Source organism: Pseudomonas sp. 1912-s (genome assembly GCF_029269205.1).
Lineage (GTDB): Bacteria > Pseudomonadota > Gammaproteobacteria > Pseudomonadales > Pseudomonadaceae > Aquipseudomonas.
Map to the genome: position 1 here is coordinate 54646 of NZ_JARIXR010000020.1, position 23526 is coordinate 78171.

Annotated in this window: 20 protein-coding genes and 1 pseudogene; 8 read left to right on the top strand and 13 right to left on the bottom strand. The window is 63.4% G+C overall.

All coding sequences use genetic code 11. The features are described 5' to 3' along the window. Positions 1-10: 10 nt before the first annotated feature. From P3C29_RS22535 to P3C29_RS22545, 3 genes are all read left to right on the top strand, one after another. Positions 11-1600, top strand: coding sequence for a GMC family oxidoreductase (locus P3C29_RS22535; protein ID WP_169386242.1), 1590 nt, complete (start codon positions 11-13; stop codon positions 1598-1600). A gap of 3 nt (positions 1601-1603) precedes the next feature. Then, the gene (locus P3C29_RS22540) at positions 1604-3046 is read left to right on the top strand and encodes a c-type cytochrome (RefSeq protein WP_275965472.1); all 1443 of its coding nucleotides are present in this window, start codon (positions 1604-1606) and stop codon (positions 3044-3046) included. Between the two features lie 149 nt (positions 3047-3195). Beyond that, complete coding sequence (locus P3C29_RS22545) at positions 3196-4281, top strand: pyridoxal phosphate-dependent aminotransferase (RefSeq protein WP_275965473.1); 1086 nt, start codon at positions 3196-3198, stop codon at positions 4279-4281. A 121-nt stretch (positions 4282-4402) separates the two neighbouring features. On the opposite strand, the gene P3C29_RS22550 is transcribed toward P3C29_RS22545, so the two are convergent. The 10 genes and pseudogenes from P3C29_RS22550 to P3C29_RS22595 form a co-directional block, all read right to left on the bottom strand. Next, the gene (locus P3C29_RS22550; RefSeq protein WP_169386239.1) at positions 4403-5107 is read right to left on the bottom strand and encodes a hypothetical protein; all 705 of its coding nucleotides are present in this window, start codon (positions 5105-5107) and stop codon (positions 4403-4405) included. Positions 5108-5180: 73 nt separating this feature from the next. Continuing rightward, positions 5181-5678, bottom strand: coding sequence for a hypothetical protein (locus P3C29_RS22555; protein WP_201125294.1), 498 nt, complete (start codon positions 5676-5678; stop codon positions 5181-5183). 69 nt (positions 5679-5747) lie between these two features. Continuing rightward, complete coding sequence (locus tag P3C29_RS22560) at positions 5748-6233, bottom strand: GNAT family N-acetyltransferase (RefSeq protein WP_275965474.1); 486 nt, start codon at positions 6231-6233, stop codon at positions 5748-5750. A gap of 58 nt (positions 6234-6291) precedes the next feature. Further along, entirely contained in the window at positions 6292-7209 is a 918-nt protein-coding gene (locus P3C29_RS22565; protein ID WP_275965475.1) for a GTP-binding protein, read from the bottom strand. Next, positions 7206-8942, bottom strand: coding sequence for an amidohydrolase (locus P3C29_RS22570; RefSeq protein WP_275965476.1), 1737 nt, complete (start codon positions 8940-8942; stop codon positions 7206-7208). Before P3C29_RS22570 ends, P3C29_RS22565 begins: the two co-directional genes overlap by 4 nt. 162 nt (positions 8943-9104) lie before the next feature. Continuing rightward, complete coding sequence (locus P3C29_RS22575) at positions 9105-10286, bottom strand: aminotransferase class I/II-fold pyridoxal phosphate-dependent enzyme (RefSeq protein WP_010170310.1); 1182 nt, start codon at positions 10284-10286, stop codon at positions 9105-9107. A 27-nt stretch (positions 10287-10313) separates the two neighbouring features. Beyond that, a complete protein-coding gene (locus P3C29_RS22580) occupies positions 10314-11003 on the bottom strand; it encodes an ABC transporter permease subunit (RefSeq protein WP_010170308.1) in 690 nt (229 codons plus the stop codon). Between the two features lie 12 nt (positions 11004-11015). After that, on the bottom strand, positions 11016-11729 hold the full coding sequence (locus P3C29_RS22585) for an ABC transporter permease subunit (RefSeq protein ID WP_010170306.1): 714 nt from the start codon (positions 11727-11729) through the stop codon (positions 11016-11018). Positions 11730-11747: 18 nt separating this feature from the next. Then, entirely contained in the window at positions 11748-12521 is a 774-nt protein-coding gene (locus P3C29_RS22590) for a transporter substrate-binding domain-containing protein (RefSeq protein WP_010170304.1), read from the bottom strand. A 46-nt stretch (positions 12522-12567) separates the two neighbouring features. Beyond that, positions 12568-13332: pseudogene (locus P3C29_RS22595) on the bottom strand (ATP-binding cassette domain-containing protein); the annotation flags it as partial. A gap of 245 nt (positions 13333-13577) precedes the next feature. On the opposite strand from P3C29_RS22595, the gene P3C29_RS22600 reads away from it, so the two are divergent. From P3C29_RS22600 to P3C29_RS22610, 3 genes are all read left to right on the top strand, one after another. Next, positions 13578-14468, top strand: a complete 891-nt coding sequence (locus P3C29_RS22600) for a LysR substrate-binding domain-containing protein (protein WP_275965477.1) — start codon at positions 13578-13580, stop codon at positions 14466-14468. Between the two features lie 116 nt (positions 14469-14584). Continuing rightward, on the top strand, positions 14585-16192 hold the full coding sequence (locus P3C29_RS22605; protein WP_275965478.1) for a 5-guanidino-2-oxopentanoate decarboxylase: 1608 nt from the start codon (positions 14585-14587) through the stop codon (positions 16190-16192). 286 nt (positions 16193-16478) lie between these two features. Then, entirely contained in the window at positions 16479-18503 is a 2025-nt protein-coding gene (locus P3C29_RS22610; RefSeq protein WP_275965479.1) for a c-type cytochrome, read from the top strand. 142 nt (positions 18504-18645) lie between these two features. On the opposite strand, the gene P3C29_RS22615 is transcribed toward P3C29_RS22610, so the two are convergent. Next, positions 18646-20664 (bottom strand): TonB-dependent receptor, encoded by a 2019-nt coding sequence (locus P3C29_RS22615; protein WP_275965480.1) that lies wholly within the window; start codon positions 20662-20664, stop codon positions 18646-18648. A gap of 375 nt (positions 20665-21039) precedes the next feature. Here P3C29_RS22615 and P3C29_RS22620 point away from each other — a divergent pair, with 375 nt between their 5' ends. Both P3C29_RS22620 and P3C29_RS22625 read left to right on the top strand, forming a co-directional pair. Then, positions 21040-21276: a VF530 family protein gene (locus tag P3C29_RS22620; protein ID WP_003216406.1), complete on the top strand. Its 237-nt coding sequence runs from the start codon at positions 21040-21042 to the stop codon at positions 21274-21276. A gap of 1 nt (position 21277) precedes the next feature. Next, the gene (locus P3C29_RS22625) at positions 21278-21904 is read left to right on the top strand and encodes a Pr6Pr family membrane protein (RefSeq protein WP_275965481.1); all 627 of its coding nucleotides are present in this window, start codon (positions 21278-21280) and stop codon (positions 21902-21904) included. 3 nt (positions 21905-21907) lie between these two features. On the opposite strand, the gene P3C29_RS22630 is transcribed toward P3C29_RS22625, so the two are convergent. Further along, complete coding sequence (locus P3C29_RS22630; protein WP_275965482.1) at positions 21908-22681, bottom strand: siderophore-interacting protein; 774 nt, start codon at positions 22679-22681, stop codon at positions 21908-21910. Beyond that, positions 22678-23241, bottom strand: coding sequence for a PadR family transcriptional regulator (locus P3C29_RS22635; protein WP_010170285.1), 564 nt, complete (start codon positions 23239-23241; stop codon positions 22678-22680). The genes P3C29_RS22630 and P3C29_RS22635 overlap by 4 nt, the downstream gene beginning before the upstream one ends. Between the last annotated feature and the right edge of the window lie 285 nt (positions 23242-23526).

The window sequence follows — 23526 nt, forward strand, 5'->3', positions numbered from 1 at the left end:
AGGCACTTTTATGAATCAGGATTTTGACGCCGATGTCATTGTGGTTGGCTCCGGCGCATTAGGCAGTAACGCAGCATTTGAATTGGCCAAACACGGCAAGTCGGTGATTATTCTGGAAGCGGGTGAACATATTCCCCGCTGGAAGATAGTCGAGAACTTCCGTAATTCGTCGAACAAGGGCAATTACAACTCGCCGTATCCGAATGAGCCGTGGGCCCATCATTCTTATGATGAGCAATACATCGAGAACACCGGTTCTTTCGAGTTCCGCCCCGGCATGTTGAAACTGGTGGGCGGCACCACCTGGCACTGGGCGGCGGCGTGCTGGCGTTACTTGCCCAACGATATGAAGCTCAAGACCCTGTACGGCGTAGGTCGCGACTGGCCGCTGGAATACAGCGAGCTGGAACCCTATTACGTGCGCGCAGAAATTGCCCTGGGCGTGTGCGGCAGTGACACCCAGGACCAGAGCGGGCAGGGCGGCGGCGCGTTTCCGCCGCGCTCAAGCCCCTATCCGATGGCGCCGGAAGGCGATACCTACCTGTTCCAGCGCCTGCGTGAACGCATGGCCCCGGCGGGGTATCACTTTATCCATGAGCCCAACGGCCGCGCCACTGAACCCTACGACGGGCGCCCGGCGTGCAGCGGCAACAACAACTGCATGCCGGTCTGCCCCATCGGGGCGATGTACAGCGGCGACGTGCATGCCCGCCACGCCGAACAGGCCGGCGCCAAGCTGATCACCGACGCCACCGCTTACAAGCTGGAAAAAGGCGCTGATGACAAGATCGTCGCGATCCATTACCGCAGCTCCACCGGCGCCGATGTGCGGCTCACGGCCAAGTACTTCATCGTCGCCGCCCATGGCCTGGAAACCCCCAAGCTGTTGCTGATTTCCGAGGTCGCCAACTCCTCCGACCAGGTCGGTCGCAACCTGATGGACCACACCGGCCAGGGCCTGCAATTTATCGCCGACGAGCCGTTGTGGCCGGGGCGCGGAGCGGTGCAACAGGGCGGGATTTTCAATCGCCGCGACGGTGAGTTCCGCAAGGAGCGTGCTTCGGTCAAACACTCGATCTCCAACAACGTGCCGAACATTGCCGTGGCCAAACGGCTGATCGCCCAGGGCGTGTACGGCAAGGAGCTGGACGAGCGCATCCGCCACGACGCGGCGCGTTGGGTCGACGTGTCCACCGTGTATGAAACCCTGCCGTTGCAGACCAACACCGTGCGCCCAAGCCGCACCCGCAAGGACGCCCTGGGCATCCCGATGCTGGTGGTCAACTACGAGGTGGGCGATTACGTGAAGGCGGCCAAGGCCGGCGTCACCGAAGACTATGCGCACTTCGTGCAACTGATGGGCGGCACGGTGGTGGAAGACAACACCGGCTACCAGAACCGCGACCACCTGATGGGCACCGTGATCATGGGCGCCAACCCCAAGGACTCGGTGGTCAACCACGAGTGTCGCACCCACGACCACGCCAACCTGTTCCTCGCCACCACCGGAGTGATCCCGGCGTCCGGCACCATCAACCCGACCCTGGCGGGCGTGGCGCTGAGTATCCGTATGGCCGACATCATTGCGCGGGAGGTCTAGGTCATGGGATTGCTTAAATTTCCGTTGCTGGCCTTGCTGCTCATCGCGTTGCCGGCGTTTGCCGCTGAAGACACCGCCGCGCTGATCCAGAAAGGCGCCTATGTGGCCCGTGCCGGTGACTGCGAAGCCTGTCACCGCACGGCTGAAAACGGCGGCGCGCCGCTGGCCGGTGKGTATGTGATTGACTCGCCCATGGGCAAGATCATCTCCAGCAACATCACCCCGTCCAAGGCCTACGGCATTGGCGACTACACCGAGCAGCAACTGGCGGACGCCTTGCGCAAAGGCATCAACGCCAAGGGACAGCACCTGTACCCGGCGATGCCTTACACCTCGTACCAGGGCATGAGCGATGACGACATCCACGCCTTGTACGTGTACCTGCAACAGGGCGTCAAAGCCGTGGACCAGCCGGTGCCGGAAACCCACCTGGCGTTCCCGTTCAATATCCGCCAACTGATGTTCGGCTGGAACCTGGTGTTCCTCGACAGCCAGGGCTTTGTGCCCAAGCCCGGCGCCACCGAACAGGTCAACCGTGGCCAGTACCTGGTGGACAACCTGGCCCACTGCGGCGCCTGCCACACCCCGCGTAATGCCCTGATGGCCGAGGACAACAGCCAGTACCTGGCCGGTGCGAAACTGGGGGGCTGGGTCGCGCCCAACATCACCTCCGACAAGGTCAGTGGCCTGGGGGACTGGAGCGACGACGACCTGGTCAACTTCCTGAAAAACGGTCACCTCGCCGACAAGGCCCAGGCGGCAGGCGGCATGGCCGAAGCCGTGGAAAACAGCTTCCGCTACCTCAGCGACAGCGACCTGCACGCCATGGCCGCCTACCTGCACAGCGTGCCGCCGATCCGCGACCCCGGGCAGACCGAGCGCGTCGTGCGCAAGGTCACACCCGTGGACATGAGCACCCTGGAAACCGGCCAGGGCGACCAGGCCTCACTGGCCGATGCCACCGGCCTGAATGGCGCACGCCTCTACAACTCGGCCTGTTCCAGTTGTCACGGCCGCGATGGGCAGGGCAGTGCCGACAAGTTCTACCCGTCCCTGAGCCTCAACACCGCGCTCAACGGCAACCAGGCCAACAACCTGGTGATGGCGATCATCGCGGGCATCGACCGCAAAGGGGCCGATGGTGCCGTGAGCATGCCGGCCCTGGGCGGCGACCTGAACGACGCGCAAATCGCCGCCATTGCCAACTACAGCCTGCACACCTTCGGCAACCCGGCGCTGAGCGTCAGTTCCGAAGAAGTCACCAGCCTGCGTCGCGGCGGGGATGTGCCGTTGTTGATCACTGCCATGCCGTATCTGTTGTGGGGCGGTGGTTTTGTGGTGTTGGTGCTGATCATCGTGCTGGTGCTGTGGCGCCGTCACCGCAAACACCTGCGGGAAGTGGAGGCCAAGCGGATCGCATTGAACCGGCGTTTTCATTCCAAGTAGGTAGAAACGCAAAAGCCCCGCCTTCGGTCTGAAGCGCGGGGCTTTTTGTTGGCCGGGTAAATCACCGGGTGTTTTCCTCGTCATACCCAATGGCAGGAACGGGGGCGAATCCCGCACCTGAAGCTGCGAGCCGACAAGGAGAGATCTTCATGGTCAACGTGAGTCGTCGTTCCCTGATCGCACTGGGCGCGGCCTTGCCCTTGCTGGGGCGCCTGGAGTGGGCTGAAGCAAGTCCGGCTGTGGCGGCGCCCGAGGTGCTGCTCAACTACAACGAAAGCCCCTACGGCCCCTCGCCGGCTGCGCGGCAGGCGATGCAGCGCGGCATTGCCGCCTCGGGGCGCTACCCTTATCCGGACATGTACGCGCTGGTCGAACAGTTTGCCAAACAGCAGGGCATTCTGGAGGAGCAGGTGGCGGTGTTCGCCGGCTCCATGGCCGCGTTGCGTTACGCGGTGCTGGCGTTTACCAGCGAAACCCGCAGCCTGGTGATGGCCACGCCTTCCTACGAAGTACCGCGCGAGGCTGCCGAATCGCGCAAGGCCAAGGTGCACGAAGTAGACCTCACCGCCGATCACGCCCATGACCTTCCCGCCATGCTCGCCATTGACCGGCAGCCCGGCCTGATCTACCTCTGCAACCCGAACAACCCCACCGGCACCCTCACACCCGCCAAGGCCATCGAACAGGCACTGGCGAACAAACCCAAAGGCAGCATTTTGCTGGTGGACGAGGCCTATATCGACTTCAGCGATGCGCCCGGTTGCGTGGCGTGGGTCAGGGACCATGACGACTTGCTGGTGCTGCGTACGTTCTCGAAAATCTACGGCCTGGCCGGCGCGCGCCTGGGGCTGGCCATCGGTCATCCGGCGTTGCTGGAACAGTTGGCGGTGTATGGCGGGGATAACGTGCCGGCTGCCGCCAGCTTGCTCGCCGGCCGCGCCAGCCTCGCGGATACGCAACTGGTGCCCGCGCGCAAGGCGCTGAATACACGGTTGCGGGATGAAACGGTGGCGTGGCTAAAAAGCCGGGGATTCACCTGCACGGCGTCTCACAGCAACTGCTTCATGATTGACGTGCGCCGTCCGGCCGAACAGGTCATCGAGCAGTTGGGCGAACAGGGCGTGAAGATCGGGCGCGTGTGGAAAAACTGGCCGCAGTGGGTGCGGGTCACGGTGGGGAATGCTGACGAGATGCGGCGGTTTCGCGAAGTGTTTGCGGCTCAGGTCGTAGGCTGAATTCGCTGCGACGCAGACCCAATGTGGGAGCTGGGCTTGCCCGCGATGCAGGCACCTCGGTGTGTCAGTTGCAACGAGGTGATGCTATCGCAGGCAAGCCAGCTCCCACATTTAGATCGGGTTACTGCTGGGCGATGCTGTAGCCCTCAAACGCGGTCTGCTGCTGCAGCGCCGTGATGATGCTTTTACGTGTCAGTGGCTGCTCGGCGCCCGAGTTATCCACAAAGGTTTCAACTTCCAGTTCCGCCTCGTCACCTTCACCGACAAAGGTAAAGCCGAGGAACTCAAACGCCTCGCGGTCGACATTCGGCTTGGAGCGTGGCGACCGCATCGGCAGGGTGACGCTGATGCCGTCCTTGCTGATGGCGAACACTTCCGCTTCCTTCTTCGGGCGGGAAGCCTTGCCTTTGCCGGCGCTCGGGTTGCTGATGGCCTGGTGGGTCTGGTTCAGCACCTTGAGGGCCAAACCGTAGACCAGCTCCTGAAACTCCGGGTCGTCCTTGAAGCTGGACAGGATGCGGCTGATGGAGAATTTGCTGTTCAGGTCTTCGAGGGCGGCGTTGTCAGCGGCTTCGGCGTCCTTGAGCTGCTTGAGCTCGCCCATCAGGTCGTAGGCCTTGTCGTCATCGAAAGCATCGTGCGCCTGGCGGATGGCCACGCGCAGTTCGCGGATCTGGTCGCTTTCCTTGGAGGTGTGGAACGCGTCCAGCACCATCTCGCTGATGGTCTTGGCCGCCGGCACGTGCTGTGAAAGATTGATGGCGTTTTCGTATTCAGCTTTGGACTGCAAGGCGACTACGGATTCTTCGGTACGGGAATCAGACATTGAAATTTCACTACTTCAGTAAACGGGGAGACGGGAAAAGCGTCGCGCATTTTCAGCGGGGAGGGGGATCAGGTCAAGGCAGCACAATGCCCTCATCGCGGCTGAATGACGCCAACGCCCGCCGCAGCTTGATCGCCCGCCCGCAAAACAGGCCCACCGTGAACCCCGCAGCCCCGCCCGCCAGGGCCAGCATCGGCGCGGTGCTCGACAGCAACGGATGCACGGCCTGTTGATAGCCGAGGTAATACTTCACGCCGAAGAACAATTGGGAGATCAGCAGGATTTTCCAGGTGCCGGGCAGCACCAGCGTGCTGCCATCGAGGCTTGCACCCCGGGCGGTGAACAGCGCCATCGCCAACAGGCTGCCGACGGCCGCACCGCCCAGCCAGCAGGCGATCGAGAGTGCCGAGTGTTCAATGGACATCAGTGACCAGATCACCAGCACCACCGGCAGGATAACCAGCGACCGGCGGGTTTCGCGGCTGCCGCGGGTGGCCTTGATCCCGTACCAGCAGATCCACAGATAAACGGCGTACACCCAAAGGGGCGTGCCCTGGAGAATATCGAGCATAGTCAGCGTCCGTGCCTGATGAAGGAGGGCGTTGATAGTCGCCGGGCCACGAGGGGCTTGTCCATCGATTTAACCGAGACGTTTGCCCATTTCGAAGGCGCGCTTTTCATAGCCCAACTCTTCGTACAGCCGCTGGGCCGGTTCGTTGAAGGCCCAGACGGTCAGGCGCAAATCCCCGGCGCCCTGGCGGACCGCCCAGCGCTCGGCGAGTGCCATCAGCTCACGGCCAATGCCCTGGCCGCGCTGGGCGTCCAGCACGCAGACCGAGCCGATCCGGGCGACGCGCAGCGGCTGCAGCAACGGGCTGGCCGTCTCGATGATTTGCACGGTGATAAAGCCGACGCCCGCACCCTGCAACTCCGCCAGAAACACCGCCTGGACCCGGCTGGTGAGGCAGGGCCGCCAATGGGACTGGTCGCGCTCCACCTGCTCGGTGGCGTCACGGTAGATATCGGGCCGTTCCTGGTGGTGCAGGCGGTTCAACGGCTGGCCGAGCACGCACAGGGTGTGCAGGTCATCCAGGTGCGCCTGGCGATAGGTCAATCCTTGGGACATGCTGCTCCTTTGAAACGAACCGGGAAGGGAGCGTCTTTATGCCTGTTGTCCACAGGCATCACAAGCCTTGCAGGGCACTCAGCTGAGCTTCCAGCCCTTCACGCAAGCCACTGCCGCGCCGGGCGATAAACACCAGTTGCACCGCGAGTTCCGGCGCTTGCCCGTTGGCCAGGGTGAACTGACTGCGACTGCCCACGTGTTGCAGCCAGAACGGTTGGTCGTTGCCTTGCAAATGCACCAGGCCCTTGAGCCGGAACAGGTCCTTGGGCAGTTGTGCCAGCCAGTCGCGCAAGGCTTTGGCGGGCAGGGGCTGGTTGCCCTGCCACACCCAGCTTTCAAACAGTTGGTCATGGCGCGGCAGCACCGGGCTCAGGCCGTTGCGCTCGCCGCGCTCCCCCAGCAGCAGGGCGTCCGGCACCATCGCCTGCACCGTGCTCAGCACCCGTGCCCGGCCACCGATCTCGGCACGCAGGGTTTCCAGTTCAGCGGCGCTGACCAGGTCGGCCTTGTTCAGCAACACCAGGTCGGCGCAGGCCACCTGGGCCCGGGACAGCCGCGCGAACTCGCCTTCCAGGGCGCGGTAGCCGCTGGCGTCCACCAGGGTGATCACCGTGTCCAGGTGCAACTGCGCCTTGAGCTGTGGATAACCCAGGGTCTGCACAATGCGTTGCGGGTCGGACACGCCGCTGCACTCGATGACGATCCGGTCCAGGCGCGGGCGCATCTGCGTCAGGCTTACCAGCTGCGCCAGCAGGTCTTCCTGCACGGTGCAGCAGATGCAGCCGTTCTGCAGGCTGACCACTGCGTCGGTGACTTCGGCAATGATCGCGGCATCGATGTTCAGCTCGCCAAAATCATTCACGATCACCGCCATGCGCCCGTACTGCGGCTGCTGGGCCATGCGGTTGAGCAGGGTGGTCTTGCCGGCGCCGAGGAACCCGGCGACCACCGTCACCGCGATGCTCGCGGCGTTCATTCGATCACCGGCGGCAGGCCTTGCCACACCGCTTGCAGCGAGGTGTCGGCGAAGATGCCGAGGCGGTCGTACACCGGGCGGCCTTCGACAAACGTCAGTTGCACCTGGGTCTGGTGGATGTAGTTGCGTGCAGGCTCGGCGAACAGATCGCGGTCGAGCACGATCAGGTCGGCCGACTTGCCCACTTGCAGGCTGCCGGTGGTGTGTTCCAGGCCCATGGCGTGGGCGCCGTTGAGGGTCGCCACTTGCAGCGCCTGTTCGAGGGTGATCGGCTCACCGAAGCATTCCGGCTCCTGGTTCCACGGGTTCTGGCGGGTGACCATGGTTTCCAGGGCCAGCCACGGGTCGATCGACGCCACCGGCCAGTCGGTGCCCATCACCGCCAGGCCGCCTTCGGCCAGTACGCCTTTGAAGTCGTAGATGCGCTTGAGGCGCTCCTGGCCATAACCGCTGCGCGCGCCGCTGGCGAAGGGTGTCGGGTACCAGGCGGCCGGGGAAAATTCGGCGATCACGTTCAGGGCCTTGAAGCGCTTGAGGTTGCCCGGGTGCAGCAACGTGCTGTGGGCACACTGGTGACGAATCCCGCTGTCACCATTGACCCGCCGGGCTTCGGCCACCGCATCCAGGAACACGTCGGAGGCGCCGTCGCCGGTGCAGTGGGCAATCACCCGCAGGCCGCGACGGTCCATGTCCACCACCATGTCGGTGATGTGTTCCGGGGTCAGGTTGAGCTTGCCGCGCCACGTGGAATTGGCTTCCCACGGGGTCATCAGGTACGAGGATTTTGGCTCCACGGTGCCGTCGAAGTGGAACTTCACCGCGTTCGCATTCAGCCGGGCGCTGCGGTAGTAGTGACGCTCGCCGCCGAGCAATTCCCAGCGCCGGCGCACCGGGAAAATATCATCCTGCCAACTGATGGCGGCTTCCACGCGCAGGGTCAGTTCGCCGGCGTCGTCCAGTTCCTTGAGGGCGTCCAGGCGCCGCTCGCAGACGTGCACGTACTTGGTCGCCGTTACCCCACGGGAGCTTTGGAAATGCACGCCATCGCGATAGGCGCGGCGCAGCACGTCCACCGGGGTTGGCGGCATGGCGGCGTGGATCAGCGCGTAGGCGCCGTCGATCAGCAGGCCGGTGGGCTCGCCGTTGAGTTCGTCGCGCTCCATGTAGCCGTTGCGCGGGTCGGCGGTGTGGCGGTCGATGCCGGCCAGTTCCAGGGCTTTGGAGTTGACCATCATGGTGCCCCACATCCGGTCGAGCAGGGCCACCGGGCGGTCCGGCATGATGCTGTCGAGCCAGTCGCGCCCCGGTGTCAGCCCCGCTTCACGGAAGGTGTAGCGCACCCAGTATTGGCCGTAGATCCAGCCGTTGCCCGGGTGGCTGTCGGCGTAGGCGTGGATCGCCGCCGCCAGTTGCTCCGGGGTCGGGTCTTCGAGGCCCACGTCCAGGTCATCGCTGTAGCGCGGGGCCAGTGCCAGGTCGGGGTGGGTGTGCATGTCGTGCAGGCCCGGCATGCAGAACGCGCCTTGCAGGTCATGCTGGCGGGTGTGCGGGCCGATCAGGCTTTGCACGTCTGCGAAGGTGCCCACGGCGATCAGGCGCCCGTCGCGAATCGCCACGGCCTCGGCCCACGGCTGGGCCGGGTCGAGGGTGTAGAGGCGAGCGTTGTGCAGCACCAGGTCGGCGTGAGGGCTGACGGCGGAGTGGGTGGAATTGAATTGGTCGGAAGCAGTCACGGGGTAAACCTCGATATTCAAAGCGGCGACGATCAACTGTGGGAACTGGCTGTGTGGGAGCCGGGCTTGCCCGCGATAGGATCACCTCGGTGTTACTGAGAAACCGAGGTGCTTGCATCGCAGGCAAGCCAGCTCCCACAGTGATTGGGTTTCGTCAGTGGATCAGCGATTGGCCCGCAGGCCCTGAACAAACCCGGCAATGCGCTGGCAAGCGTCCTTGAGGGTGTCATCGGCGACGGTGAAGGAGATCCGCACAAACCCCTCGGCGCTGGCGCCAAAGGCCTGGGCGTCGAGCACCGAGACGCCGGTGGCGCGGAACAGTTGCCAGGCGAAGTCCATGCTGGTCAGCCCGGTGCGGCGCACGTCCACCAGCATGAACATCCCGGCCTGGGGCACGCGGCAGTCCAGGTCGGTGATCGCGCTCAAGCCTTGCACCACCAGGTCACGCCGCCGGCGATACACCGCCCGTGCATCGCTGACCACCGCATCATCCACGTCCAGCGCCTTGATCGCGGCTTCCTGGATAAACCCCGGCAGGCCGTAGAGCATGCACAGCAGCAGGTTATCCAGATGCCCGATCAGGGGTTTGGGCCCCACCACCCAGCCCACGCGCCAGCCGGTCATGGCGTGGGTTTTCGACAGGCTGTTGAGCACCACGGTGCGCTCGGCCATGCCCGGCAACGAGGCGATGCTCAGGTGTTCATGGTCGTAGGTGATCTGCCCGTAGACTTCATCGGAGATCACCCACAGGTCGTATTGGCGCGCCACCTCGGCGACCATTTCCAGCTCTTCACGGCTGTAGACGTTGCCGGTCGGGTTGCAGGGCGTGGCCAGGGCGATGCCCCGGGTCTTGTCGGTGATCGCCGCTTCCAGCGCGGCGCGGGTCAGGCGAAAGCCGTTGGCCGCCGGTTGCTCGATGGTCGCGATGCGCGCCCCGGAGGCGTGGATGCAGGCCTCGTAGGTCAGGTACATCGGCTCCGGCACCAGCACTTCATCGCCATGGCTGAACAGGCACAACGAGGCGGCAAACAAACCGTTCTGCGCGCCGGCCACCAGCGCGACGTTGTCGGCGTGCACCGCAACGCCTTGCAGCCGGCTTTGCTTGATGGCGATCGCTTCGCGCAGGGCCGGGCGGCCGAGCACGTGGGTGTAGTGGGTGTCGCCGGCGCGCAGGGCGTCGACGGCGGCTTCGCAAATCGCGCTGTCGGTGGCGAAGTCCGGGTCGCCCACGCTGAGCACGATCACGTCCTCGCCACGGCCCCGGGCCTCGACGGCCGCGTAGTGAATATCCCAGGCGCTGACGGACTCGCCGCTAATGCGTTCGACAAACGGGGAATAACGCATCCTTGTTCTCCTTAAAGCAAAATTGATTCAAGCCTGGCGCTGCGGGACTTTGCCCCAGCGCGAGAAGCCGTGTTCGATCACGAACGCCAACACAATGTAGATCAGCGCCACCGCCAGCAGCGGCTCATACACGCGCAGGGTCTGCGCCCGCACCAGGTTGGCGGCTCCCAGCAAGTCGGTGACGGCCACGGTGGAGGCCAGCGCGGTGGCCTTGAGCAGCAGCACCGTCTCGCCGACCAGGGTGGGCTTGACCAGCTCCAGGGCACGGGGCAACCAGACCCGGCGCAGCACCATCATTCGCTTCATGCCATAGGCCCGCGCGGCTTCCAGCTCACCCTTGGGCACGGCCCGCAAGGCGCCGCGCAGCACTTCGCCAACGTAGGCGCCCACACACAAAATCAGCGCCAGGGCCACGTACCAGAAGCCTTCGCGCAGGTATGGCCAGAGAAAACTGCCGCGAATCAGCGGGTAGCTGGCGAACACACTGCCCACGCCGTAGTACAGGATGTAGATCTGCACCAGCAGCGGCGTGCCGCGAAACACGGCGGTGTAGGCGCGCAACGGGCCGCTGATCAGCGGGTTGGACGACAAGCGCCCCAACGCCACCAGCACCGCCAGTGCAAAGCCGAAGATGCCCGACAGCACCAGCAACTTCAGGGTGATGCCGAGGCCGTGCAGCAGCTCGCCGGCAAAACTGTTGATCCAGGAAAAGTCCATCCGCCGTGCTCCTCAGTGCTGTGGCATCCAGCGGTTGATCCGGCGCTCGAACACCCGGAACGCGCCGTTGGAAATCAGCGTGATGACGAAATACACCGCCGCCACCGCCAGGTAGAACACCAGGTAATGCTTGGTGGAGCCCGCCGCCTGCTTGCCCACCGAGAGCAATTCGCTGTAGCCGACGATGCTGATCAATGCGCTGTCCTTGACCAGCACCAGCCACAGGTTCGACAGGCCGGCCATGGCAAACGGCAACATGCTCGGCAGCAGCACCCGGCGCAGCAGCAACCAGCGTTCGATCCCGAAGGCGCGTGCCGCTTCAATCTGCCCCGCCGGAATCGCCTGGATCGCGCCGCGAATAATCTCGGCCGAATACGCGCCCTGCACGATCCCCAGCACCAGCACGGCCGCGGCAAACCCGTTCACCGTGACGCTGTCGCGGCCCATGGCGGCCATGGTGATGTTCAGCAGGTCGGTGCCCGCGTAGTACAGCAGCAGAATCAGCAGCAACTCCGGCACCGCGCGGTACAGCGTGGTGTAGGCGTTGGCCAGGCGTACCAGCCAGCGCGGGCCCTTGAGTTTGATCATGGCCACCAGCAAGCCGATGGCCAGGCCCAGCACAAAGGCTCCGGCGGAGATCTGCAAGGTCACCACCGCGCCCTGGAGCAGGGCGTGAAGCCAGCCGTCGGCGACGAACAGCTGGGAGAGTTCGGACAAAGAAATCATGAGTTTTTCCGCCGGGTGTTACTGCGCAGAGATGTCGACGCTGAAGTAGCGGCTGCGGATCTTGTCGTAGGTGCCGTCGGCCTTCATCGCAGCCAGCGCGCTGTTGAGTTGCTGCTTGAGGGCGTCGTCACCCTTGCGCACCGCCGCACCGATGCCCGAACCGAACAGCGGGTCTTTCGGCGCCAGGCCCTTGTCGGCCAGGCCGCTGCCGCCGGAGGATTTGAGCAGCGGCTCGATGGTCAGCGCGTCGGCCAGCATCACGTCGATGCGCCCGCTTTGCAGGTCGGCGGTCATGTCGTCCTGGGTGGTGTAGTAACGCAGGGTCGAGCCCTTGGCGTAGTAGGCCTTGAGGTAGGTGGCGTTGGAGGTCGAGCCTTGTACGCCGATGACTTTGCCTTTGAGGCCTTCGGGGGTAGTGGTCAGGTCCAGGCTGGCATCGGCCACCCACATGGCCGGCGTCTGATAGTACGGCGCGGTGAAGTCGACGACCTTTTCACGTTCTTCGGTGATGCTCATGGAGTTGAGGATCACGTCGATCTGCTTGGAGGTCAGCGCCGGGATCAGCCCGTCCCAGGACACTTCCTTGAGCGGGCACTGGGCTTGCAGGCGCTCGCACAAGGCCTTGATCAGTTCCGGCTCGAAACCGCTCCAGGCGCCATTGCCGGCTTTCTCGGAGAACGGCGGGTAAGGTTCCAGGGCGATACCGAAGACGATTTTTTCGGCAGCCACGGCGCTGTGGGCGGCGAGCGCGAACAGGCAGCCGGCGGTGAGAGTCTTGATCAGCTTTTGCATGGGATTACCCTGTTTGAGTTGTTTTTTGGGGGCAGTGTTGGAGCGATCAAACGCGATTGTCCTGGGCCATGACGAACTGGCGGCAGCGCTCGCTATCAGGATTCTGGAAGACTTTTTGTGGCGTGCCTTCTTCTTCTACCAAGCCCTGGTGCAGGAACATCACCTTGCTCGACACGTCGCGGGCGAAGGCCATTTCGTGGGTGACGAGGATCATGGTGCGACCTTCTTCGGCGATGCCCTGGATGACCTTGAGCACTTCGCCCACCAGCTCCGGGTCGAGGGCCGAGGTGGGTTCATCCATCAGCAGCACCCGGGGGCGCATGGCCAGGGCGCGGGCGATGGCCACGCGCTGTTGCTGGCCGCCGGAGAGAAAGGCGGGGAAGGCATCGCGCTTGTCCGCCAGGCCGACTTTTTCCAGCAGGTGTTCGCCGTGGGCGATGGCGTCCTTGCGGTCTTCGCCGAGCACGTACACCGGCGCTTCGATGACGTTTTCCAGCACGGTGCGGTGGGGCCACAGGTTGAAACTCTGGAACACCATCGACAGCTGGGTACGCAGCCGTGCCACCTGGTCGGGGTCAGCGATTCGCGGGTTGCCGGCGCGGTCTTTTTTCAGCCGCACTTCTTCGCCGTTGATGCGCAGGCTGCCGCTGCACGGGATCTCCAGCAGGTTGATACAGCGCAGCAGGGTGCTTTTGCCCGAGCCGCTGGAACCGATCAGCGACACCACTTCGCCTTCGTTGGCGCGCAGGGAGATGCCTTTGAGAACGTGGTGTGCGGCGTAGCTCTTGTGCAGAGCGTCGATGGCGACCACCGGGGTGACGGAATTGGGCTGCGCGTGCAAGGGTTATCCCTCTTGTTTTTGTAAGGTAAGCGGCCTCACGGGTGCGCCGTGATGGAGGTCGAGAATAGCTACTGGCCCTTTGAGGTCAATCGAGGATTTTTCGCCCGACCTTGAAATTTAATTCAACTGTCCTGCTGAAAATTTCCCGGTGCTGTGGCTATGTCTGGCGGTGGATAACGGCTATGGTGCGCAAAAATACCCGCCGGTGAAGACCTATGCGCTACCCCTCCATGACCGCCTTGCGGGCGCTGGACGCGGTGGCTCGGCTGGGCAGCGTGTCGGACGCTGCCACCGAGCTGAACCTGACCCCCAGCGCCATCAGCCACCAGATCAAGAGCCTGGAGCAGACGTTGGGGTTTGCCCTGACCGAGCGCACCGGGCGCAGCATTCGCATCACCTGGCAGGGCGAGCGCTATGCCCGGGACATCCACCAGCTGCTGGCGAATATCCTCGAAGCCGGGCAGCGCTTTGACGGCCAGCAGGTCAGCGGGCGCCTGTGCATCAGCAGCCCGGCGGGGTTTGCGACGTATTGGTTGTGCACCCACATCGCGGATTTCCAGGCGCTGTACCCACAGGTGGAATTGCACCTGATTTCCCCTCGTACGCCAGACGACACCAGCGACCAGAACGCCGACCTGTTCGTGGCCTACGGCATGGGCGACTGGCCGAACCAGCATGTGCAGAAGATCGTGTCGTTGCGTTATTTCCCGGTGTGCAGCCCGCGCCTGGTCAACACCATGGGCGGGCTCAAGACCCCGGAAAACCTGGTGGGCGCGCCGTTGCTGCACATGATCGACTACTCCGACTGGCGCGTGTGGCTGGCCGCCGCCGGGGCGCCGAATGTGGATGTGCAGCGCGGCATCGTGTTTGCCGATGCGCATTTTGTGCAGTCGGCGTGCATTGCCAGCCAGGGGATTGCCATGGGCGACAACCTGATCAGCGGGGAGGCATTGGCCAAGGGCTGGCTGGTGCGGCCGTTCGAGACCGAGATCGAGTCCAATCGCGGGTATTACCTGGTGGCCGATCACCAGAAGGTCGAGCGCCCGGTGGTGCAGGCGTTTGGGGAATGGGTGAAGTTGCAGTTGGGCAGCGGTTTACTCAGTTGAGGGCGTGACCTGTGAATTTTTTTCGGCAGTGGTGGTGAAATTTTTCGATTGTTGCGCCTCCTTGCGCGCCCTATGGTCCCGCACATCGACACAGAACAATAAAAAAGGAGTGAGCAATGACCACCTGTGCCCAGTCACTGGTGCGCCTGCTGGAAGGGTATGGCGTAGACACCGTCTTCGGCATCCCCGGCGTGCACACCGTTGAACTCTACCGTGGCCTGCACGGCAGCCGCCTGCGCCATATCAGCCCGCGCCACGAGCAGGGCGCCGGCTTCATGGCTGACGGTTACGCCCGGGCCAGCGGCAAGCCCGGCGTGTGTTTCATCATCACCGGCCCGGGCATGACCAACATCCTCACGGCCATGGGCCAGGCCTACGCCGACTCGATCCCGATGCTGGTGATTTCCACCACCAACCGCCGCGAACACCTGCGCCTGGGCCATGGCCACCTGCACGAACTGCCGGACCAGCGCGCGATGGTCGCCGGCGTGTGCGCCTTCAGCCACACCCTGCAATCCCCGGCGCAACTCCCGGAAATCCTCGCCCGGGCCTTTGCGGTTTTCAAATGTGCACGCCCGCGCCCGGTGCACCTGGAAATCCCGCTGGACGTGCTGGACATGCCCGCTGTCGACCTCAACCTGATGCCCCGCAGCTTGCCCGGCGCGCCGGCTCCGGCACCGGCCTCGCTGGCCGCCGCCCTGCGGTTGCTCGACGAAGCACGCCGCCCGTTGATCCTCGCCGGTGGCGGTGCCCGGGACTGCGCCCCGGTGTTGCAACAACTCGCCGAGCGCCTCCAGGCACCGGTGGCGCTGACCACCAATGCCCGTGGCTTGCTGCCGATGAATCACCCGCTGTTGCTGGACGGCGTGCAGTCATCCCGTCATGGCCGTTCGCTGTTTGACGAGGCCGATGTGATCCTCGCGGTGGGCACCGAACTGGGAGAAACCGACTACGATTTCTTCGGCCTCGGCCCGCTGAAATTCAAGGCGCCGCTGATTCGCCTGGACATCGACCCGATGCAAGTCATGGGCGTGCAACGGGCCCATGTCGGCCTGGTGGGCGATGCCCGCGAAGGCTTGCAGGCGTTGCTGGAACAGGTCGCCCCGCAAGCCTCGTCCGGCAGTTGGGCGCAGGATGGCGTGCAACGGATCAACCGGATCGAGCGCGACAGCTGGACTGCCAAGCAACAGGGCCTGCAAGGCTTGCTCGACCTGCTGCGCGACAGCCTGGTGGACCCGTTGATCGTCGGCGATTCAACCCAGCCGGTGTATCAGGGCGCGGTGGGTTACCAGGCGCCGGCCGCCAACAGCTGGTTCAACGCCGGCACCGGCTACGGCACCCTCGGCTACGGCTTGCCGGCGGCCATCGGCGCGAAACTGGCCAGGCCCGAACGCCCGGTGGTGGCGCTGGTGGGCGACGGCGGCATGCAGTTCTCCTGCGCCGAACTGATCGCCGCCCGCGAGGCCGATGTGGGCGTGATCATGGTGCTGTGGAACAACCAGTGCTACGGCGAGATTCGCGACTACATGGAAGCGCGGGAAATACCGCCGCTGGGGGTCGACATCATGACCCCGGACTTTGCTGCCATGGCCCGCAGTTTCCATATCGCCCATCACGCGGTGGATACCCCACAGGCCTTGCACTCCTTGCTGCAGGAGCTGGCCGGCACCCGCCAGCCGGTGATGATCGAACTCGACGCCGCCCGCTACCTGAAAAACGCCTGATCCTCTGAAACACCGCAGATCAACTGTGGGAGCTGGCTTGCCTGCGATGGCGTCACCTCGGTGTTACTGATGTACCGAGTCGTCTGCATCGCGGGCAAGCCCGGCTCCCACAGGTGTGTGATCCCTCCCGGCCCTGACCCACATCAAGGGCCGCGCACAAAAAATCCGCTACAACGAAGCTGGGGCTGACCATGCCCCGGTTATCCGCCTGATGACCCAATAAAAACGATTGCAGACCTGCGTCGAGGGGACCACCCCAGGCCCGGGTTATTAAAGGAATAGTGCGATGATTTTTCCCCTGTCACGTCTGGGCCTTGTGGGGGTGATGCTGTGTCTGTCTCTTCCCCTGCACGCCAACGAAGCCGACCCCACGCTGATCGAACAGGGCAAATACGTTGCCCAACTGGGCGACTGCATCGCCTGCCATACCGCCAAACAGGGCGCGCCAATGGCCGGCGGGCTGGAACTGAGCACGCCGATGGGCACGATTTATTCGAGCAACATCACCCCCGACCGCGACACCGGCATCGGCCAGTACAGCTTCGAGCAGTTCGACCGGGTAATGCGTGAAGGCGTGACGCCGGCGGGGCAGAACCTGTACCCGGCGATGCCGTATCCGTCCTACGCAAAGATGAGCGAAGGCGACATGCGCGCCCTGTTCGCCTACCTGATGCAGGGCGTGGAGGCGGTGAACAAACCGAATCTGGAGGCCGAGATGGGTTTCCCGTTCAACCAGCGCTGGGGCCTGGCGTTGTGGAATTTTGCGTTTCTGGACAAGCAGCCGTTTGCAACGGACCCGGCCAGGGATGACGTATTGAACCGTGGCGCGTATCTGGTCCAGGGCCTGGGACATTGCGGTTCCTGCCACACTCCGCGCGGCATCGCCTTCCAGGAAAAGGCCATGAGCGATGCCGGCCGCAGCGGCCAGCATTACCTGGCCGGGGAGACTGTGGAGCATTGGCGCGCCTTGAGCCTGCGCAACCTGTGGACCGTGGACGACACCGTGCAATTGCTCAAGACCGGGCAGAACCGCTTTGCCACGGTCTCGGGCAACATGGCGGATGTGATTCATCACAGCACCCAGCATTTCACCGACGCCGACTTGACGGCTATCGCGACCTATTTGAAATCCCTGCCGCCGGGCAAGGACGACCTGCCGATGCCCGCCGTGGCCCACGAGCCTGCCGCGCCGCCCAAGGACCTGTTTACCAGCCGTGGCGGCCTGGGCTACATGCAGTTTTGCAGTGACTGCCACCGCAGCGACGGCGGCGGGGTAAAGGGCTTGTTCCCGAGGCTGGCGGGCAACCCGGGCGTTGCTTCGAACAACCCGACGTCACTGCTGCACATCACGCTTACCGGCTGGGAAACCGCTGAAACGGCAACCCATCCACGGGTCTACACCATGCCTGGGTTTGCCCGGCTGGCGGACCAGGAAATCGCTGAAATCCTCAGCTTTGTGCGCAGCAGTTGGGGCAACGAAGGCACGCCCATCACGGCTGTCCAGGTGAAGAAAATGCGCGGGCAGCTCAACCCGGTCACCACCGATTCTTCCGCGTTCGAAACCCCGCGCCTGGCTGAATTGCTGGCGGCGCCGAATGCCGATCAAGTGGTACGCGGCATGCGCTTGCACCTGCAAACCAAGGAACTGCTGCCCAATAACGTTGGCAACGCGCTGAACTGCACCAGTTGCCATCTCAACGCAGGCACCGTGGCCGACGGTTCGCCGTTTGTGGGCGTCTCGGCGTTTTTCCCCGGCTATGCGCCGCGCGCGGGCAAAGTGGTGAGCCTGCAAGAGCGGATCAACGGCTGCTTCCGGCGCTCGATGAATGGCACGCCGTTGCCCCCGGAATCAGCGGAGATGCAGGCGATGGTGGCGTACTTCGACTGGATGAAAAACAACACTAAACCGCAAGACAAAGTGGCGGGGCGCGGGGTCGGCAAGGTCGACCCTGCGATCAAGCCGGACATGGAGAATGGCAAGCAGGTGTACGCCAGGCAGTGCGCGGTGTGCCATGGTGACAACGGCCAGGGTTTGACACGGGCGGATGGCGAACCGGTGTACCCGCCGTTGTGGGGCGAGCAGTCGTTCAATATCGGAGCGGGGATGGCGCGGCTGTACACGGCGGCGGCGTTCGTCAAGCGCAACATGCCGATCGGGTTCCACGAGAAATTCCCGTTGGGGCAGGGTGGGCTGTCGGATCAGGAGGCGGTGGATGTGGCGGCGTACTTCTCCCAGCAACCTCGCCCGGACTTTCCGGACAAGGTGAAGGACTGGCCCAAGGGCGGTAAGCCGATGGATGCGCGGTACTAGCCCCACCACAAACCTGAAGCGAGCACAGTCAATGTGGGAGCGGGCTTGCTCGCGAATACGGTGGGTCAGTCACACATGTGTTGACTGGCACTCCGCTTTCGCGAGCAAGCCCGCTCCCACATTTTTAACCGAGTGCAGTCAGTTAGAAGGTGGTACGCAGACCGACCTGCACACTCCGGCCCGGTGCCGGGGCGATGTCCCGCAGGATCGAGCTGGCATAGCGCACGGTCTGGTTCGTCAGGTTCTCGCCGTTGACAAACGCCAGCCACTGGCTGCCGCCCACATTGAAGCGGTAGCCGGCGCTGGCGCCCAGGGTGGTGTAGCCGTCGGTGCCGCTTTCGTTATCCGGTACCCGCCCTTGGCCCGCAGCGTGTTCAACGTCGATCCGCGCCTGCCAACGATCCAGTTCCCACAACAAACCGCTGTTCAAACGCAACGGCGCAATCCGGGGCAACGCTTCACCCGTGTCCAGGTTGGTCGCACGGGTGTAGTCACCGGACAGCTCCAGCGCGAACTTGCCGTAGGCACCTTCTCCCAGCTTGATGTGGTCCTGGGCTTCAAACCCTGCGAAACGCGCACGCACGCCGGAGTATTTGTACTCAGGGATGCCGCCGGCGTCTTCCTCGCCTTCGTCGTTCAGGGTACGACCGCTGCCCAGCAGGCCGATGTAGTTGGAGAAGTGGCTGTAGAACACTCCGAAGCTGCCCTTGTGGGTGCCGTTGTCAAAGCGCAGTGCCAGGTCGCTGGACACGGCTTTTTCCTTCGACAGGTTGGCGTCGCCCAGTTCATAGGTGCCGGTGGCGACGTGGGCGCCGTTGGCATACAGCTCGTAGAAGGTCGGGGCGCGTTCGGTGTAGCCGAGGGTGGCAGCCAGCGACCAGATTGGCGTCAGGGTGTACACCGCGCCGGACGACAGGCTGCCGGCGGTGAAGTCGGCGGATTTGTTGGCATTGGCGAAGCGCGCGTTGCCTTTGCCGTCCGGGTCGACGTTGGTGTGTTCCAGGCGCCCGCCGAGGCTTAGCTTGAGGCGGTCGGTGGCCTGCATTTCTTCGAGGATAAACAGCGCGCCGGCATTGGTGTCGGTCTGCGGCACGAAGGCTTCTTCACCCAGGGCCGAGAATTCATTGCGGCTGACTTGCGCGCCCACCACACCGTTGAACGGCCCGATCGGCAAGTGCCGGGCTTCCACGCGGGCTTCGTAGCCCTTGTTCTTGAAGGTGGTGCCGGTCTCGCCGCCTTCGATTTCCATGTGCTTGTAGTCGGTATAACCGGCGTCGAGTTTGACCGAGGTGAACGGCCCTTGCAGGTTACGGATCTCGGACGCGAAGGCGTAGTGATCCTGCTTCATGCGGATGCGCACATCCTGCTCGGCCGGGGAGCCGTAGTTGCTGTCGTAGTTGCTGTAGGACAGCCCGGCGTAACCGTCGTCCCACGTGTAGGAACCGCCGACCGAACCGCCGTCCTGACGCCCGTTGCTGTTGCCCAGGCGACCGTTCTTGCCTTCACCGTCTTCGCTTTCCGGCGCATGGCGGCTGCGGGCAAACCCGGGGATTTTCAGGTCGTTGAATTCCCGCGCGTTGGCGTCCAGGTGCAAGGCGAAGCTGCCGTTGCCGGCCTCCAGTTTGCCGGCGCTGCTGCGGGTGGTGTCGGCGCCGCCGTAGCGCAATTCACCGGCACCGTGAATGCCCTCAATGACCTCTGTGGGGATGCGGTTGTCGAAGGTGTTCACCACGCCACCGATGGCGCTGCCGCCATACAGCAGGGCGGCCGGGCCGCGCACGATTTCGATGCGGTCGACGTTGACCGGGTCCAGCGGCACCGCGTGGTCATAGGACAGCGACGAAGCGTCCAGCGCGCCGACGCCGTTGCGCAGGATGCGAATGCGGTCGCCGTCCTGGCCACGAATGATCGGCCGGCTGGCACCCGGGCCGAAGTACGAGGATGACACGCCGGGTTGCTTGTTCAGGGTTTCACCCAGGCTGCCTTTTTGTTGCAGGGTCAGGTCTTCGCCTTCCAGCACGGTGGTGGGCGAGGCGAGGGTTTCGCTGCCCAGCGGGTTGCCGGTGATGACTTGGGGTTGCAACTCCAGGGCATTGGCCTGGGAGGTGATCAACAGGGCGGCGGCCAGCGGGGTGAGGCGCCAGAGAGAAGAGAGGGACATCGGTCGTTCCTTGGCAAACGGCAAAAAGAGAAGGCTGAAAACGGTAAGGGATTCGATACCCCTTGATAGTTATCGTTACAATATAACATCACTTTTTTCCCTGCCAAGGGGAACTTTCCCGAAAACCTGCTCGATCATTCCCACTCTGATCGTTCCCACGCTCTGCGTGGGAATGCATCCCGTGACGCTCTGCGTCACCGTTGCGCAGGGCAAGAAATCGCGTCGACCGCAGGACGCAGAGCGTCCAATTCGGCATTCCCACGCAGAGCGTGGGAACGATCGAATGCGTCTACAGTTAAAGCGGTGCTTCCACCGGCCCGGCCCGTCCGCTAAGGTGCGCGGCTTGGTTTTCTTCTTTTCTGCAAAAGGCCCGGCATGACCGCGACAAACAAAGACCCACTGCACGGCGTCACCCTGGAACAGGTCCTCACCGCACTGGTGGCGCATTACCAATGGGAAGGCCTGGCCGAGCGCATCAACATTCGCTGTTTTTCCAGTGACCCGAGCATCAAGTCGAGCCTGTCGTTCCTGCGCAAGACGCCGTGGGCGCGGGAGAAGGTCGAGGGTTTGTACGTGAAGCTGATGCGCACCAAGCGGCCGGTCGAGGATTGAGGTGAAACGTCACCTTATCGGCCTGGCAGCCCTCGGCGGTTGGGCTGGCCTGGCGCTGCAGCAGTACATCATTTTCTATTTTCGCTGGGTTGATGGCGCGAGCCTGTTGCCGGGCCTGGTGAATTTTTTCAGCTTCTTCACCGTGCTCACCAACACCCTGGTGGCGGTGGTGTTGACCCATGCCTGGGTGCAACGGCCAACCGCAGCGAGCCGGTTTTTCCTCGGGCCGGTGGTCAGCAGCGGCATCGCCGTGAGCATTGTGGTGGTCAGCCTCGCCTACAGCCTGTTGCTGCGGCATATGTGGGCGCCTGCAGGCCTGCAGTTTGTGGCGGACGAGTTGCTGCACGACGTGATGCCGTTGGTGTTTGTGGTGTATTGGTGGTGCTGCGTACCCAAGGGCAGCCTGCGGCTCAAGCACATCGGGCTGTGGGTGATCTACCCGGTGGTGTACTTCGCGTATGCGCTGTTGCGCGGGTATGTGTGGGGGCTGTATCAGTACCCGTTCATTGACGTGGACAAGCTGGGTTATCCACAGGTGTTTATCAATGCCGGGGGGATTCTGGCGGGGTTCGTGCTGGTGGCGCTGGCAGTGGTGGGGCTGGACAGGCTTGCCAGCCGCCACCGCTGAGTTCTATTCCTCGCTGGCGTCGGCGCGCCAGTAGCCCACGGCCTTGAGGGACGCCTCATTCACCTTGTGCTGATCCAGCAACACCCGCCGTACCTGGCGCGACAGTTTGGCCTCGGTGGCGACAAAGCTGTACAGCGAACCGCCCGGCAAAGTGAGATTTTTCACCGTTTCAAGCAGGTCGTCCTGGCCACGTACCACCCAGATCACTTCAACCTCGGCAGCGCTGTGCAGCGGCTGCTGTTCCGCCGTATTTTCGATCTCGATGACCGCCAATACCTTGCGCCCCGCCGGTAATTCCTCGGCGCGCCGGGCAATGGCCGGAATCGCGGTTTCATCGCCGATCAGCAAGTAGCTGTCGAAGATATCCGGCACGATCAGCGAACCCCGTGGCCCACCGATATGCAGGTGCTGGCCGACCTTGGCCTGTTCGGCCCAGGTGGACGCAGGGCCATCGCCGTGCAGCACGAAATCGATCTCCAGTTCGCCAACCTCCAGGTCAAAACGCCGTGGGGTGTAGTCCCGCATGGCGGGTGCAGGGCCGTCGCCCTGGAGGCTGAAGTTCGGGTCGTCCAGCGCCGCTTGCTCGGCGGCGTTCTGCGGGAACAGCAGCTTGATATGGTCGTCGGCACCCAGGCTCACAAACCCGGCCAGTTGCGGCCCGCCAACGGTGATACGGCGCATGCGCGGGGTGATATCGACCACCTTCAGTACTTCCAGGCGGCGGCGTTTGATCTCGTGCATGACGCGGTGGATTTCGAGTTTATTCGGTTCAGTCATTGGGCTTGCTCCGGTACAGGTTGAACAGCCGGACCGTCGACGATGGCCTGGGCCGTGGTGTTGAGCAGGGCGGCAACCCGGACGATTTCTTCCGGGCTCCAGCGTCCGTGGTGAAGCTGCAAGGCATGGCGCAGGTTGTGCACCGCCTCGTGAATTTCCGGCGGGCGGTCATGGCCACGCAGGGAGCGCTTGCTGACGTCGATACGCATGCGCACGCCTTCCAGGGCAATTGCTTGCTCACTTAAGGAAAGACGTCCGGCGTCGGTGATTGTGTAGCGTTTTTTTCCGCCTTCGGCGTCGCCGCTGATCATTTCGCTTTCTTCAAGGAAGGTCAGGGTCGGGTAGATCACGCCGGGGCTGGGGCTGTAGGCGCCGTCGAACAGGCCTTCGATCTGGCGGATCAGGTCGTAGCCGTGGCATGGCTGTTCGGCGATCAGCGCCAACAGCAGCAGTTTCAGGTCGCCGGGGGCGAATACCCGCGGGCCGCGGCCGCCGCGTTCGCGGCCCGGGCGTTTCTCGAAGCCGTCGCGGCCCTCGCGGTGGGAATGATGGTCTCTCATATCCAGGTGCTCTCTCTCTTGGTTTAGATACAACTTAAGATATATCTTTATGAGCGAGCAACCTGACCAGACGAACGGTCATCCCACCTGAACGTTTGCTCGCCTCCCTCCCGAAGCCGATTCAGTCGGCCTATTCCTCAACCCGTTAGTTGGTTTTTATAAGTAATGACTATTGTTTTTTATAAGGTGTAATCCTATTCTTACAGACTTCCCGCTTACAAATAATTCTCATTAAATTGCATGTAGTCTAGTTCTTACAGACTATTTTTTAGTTTTGGCAAAGTG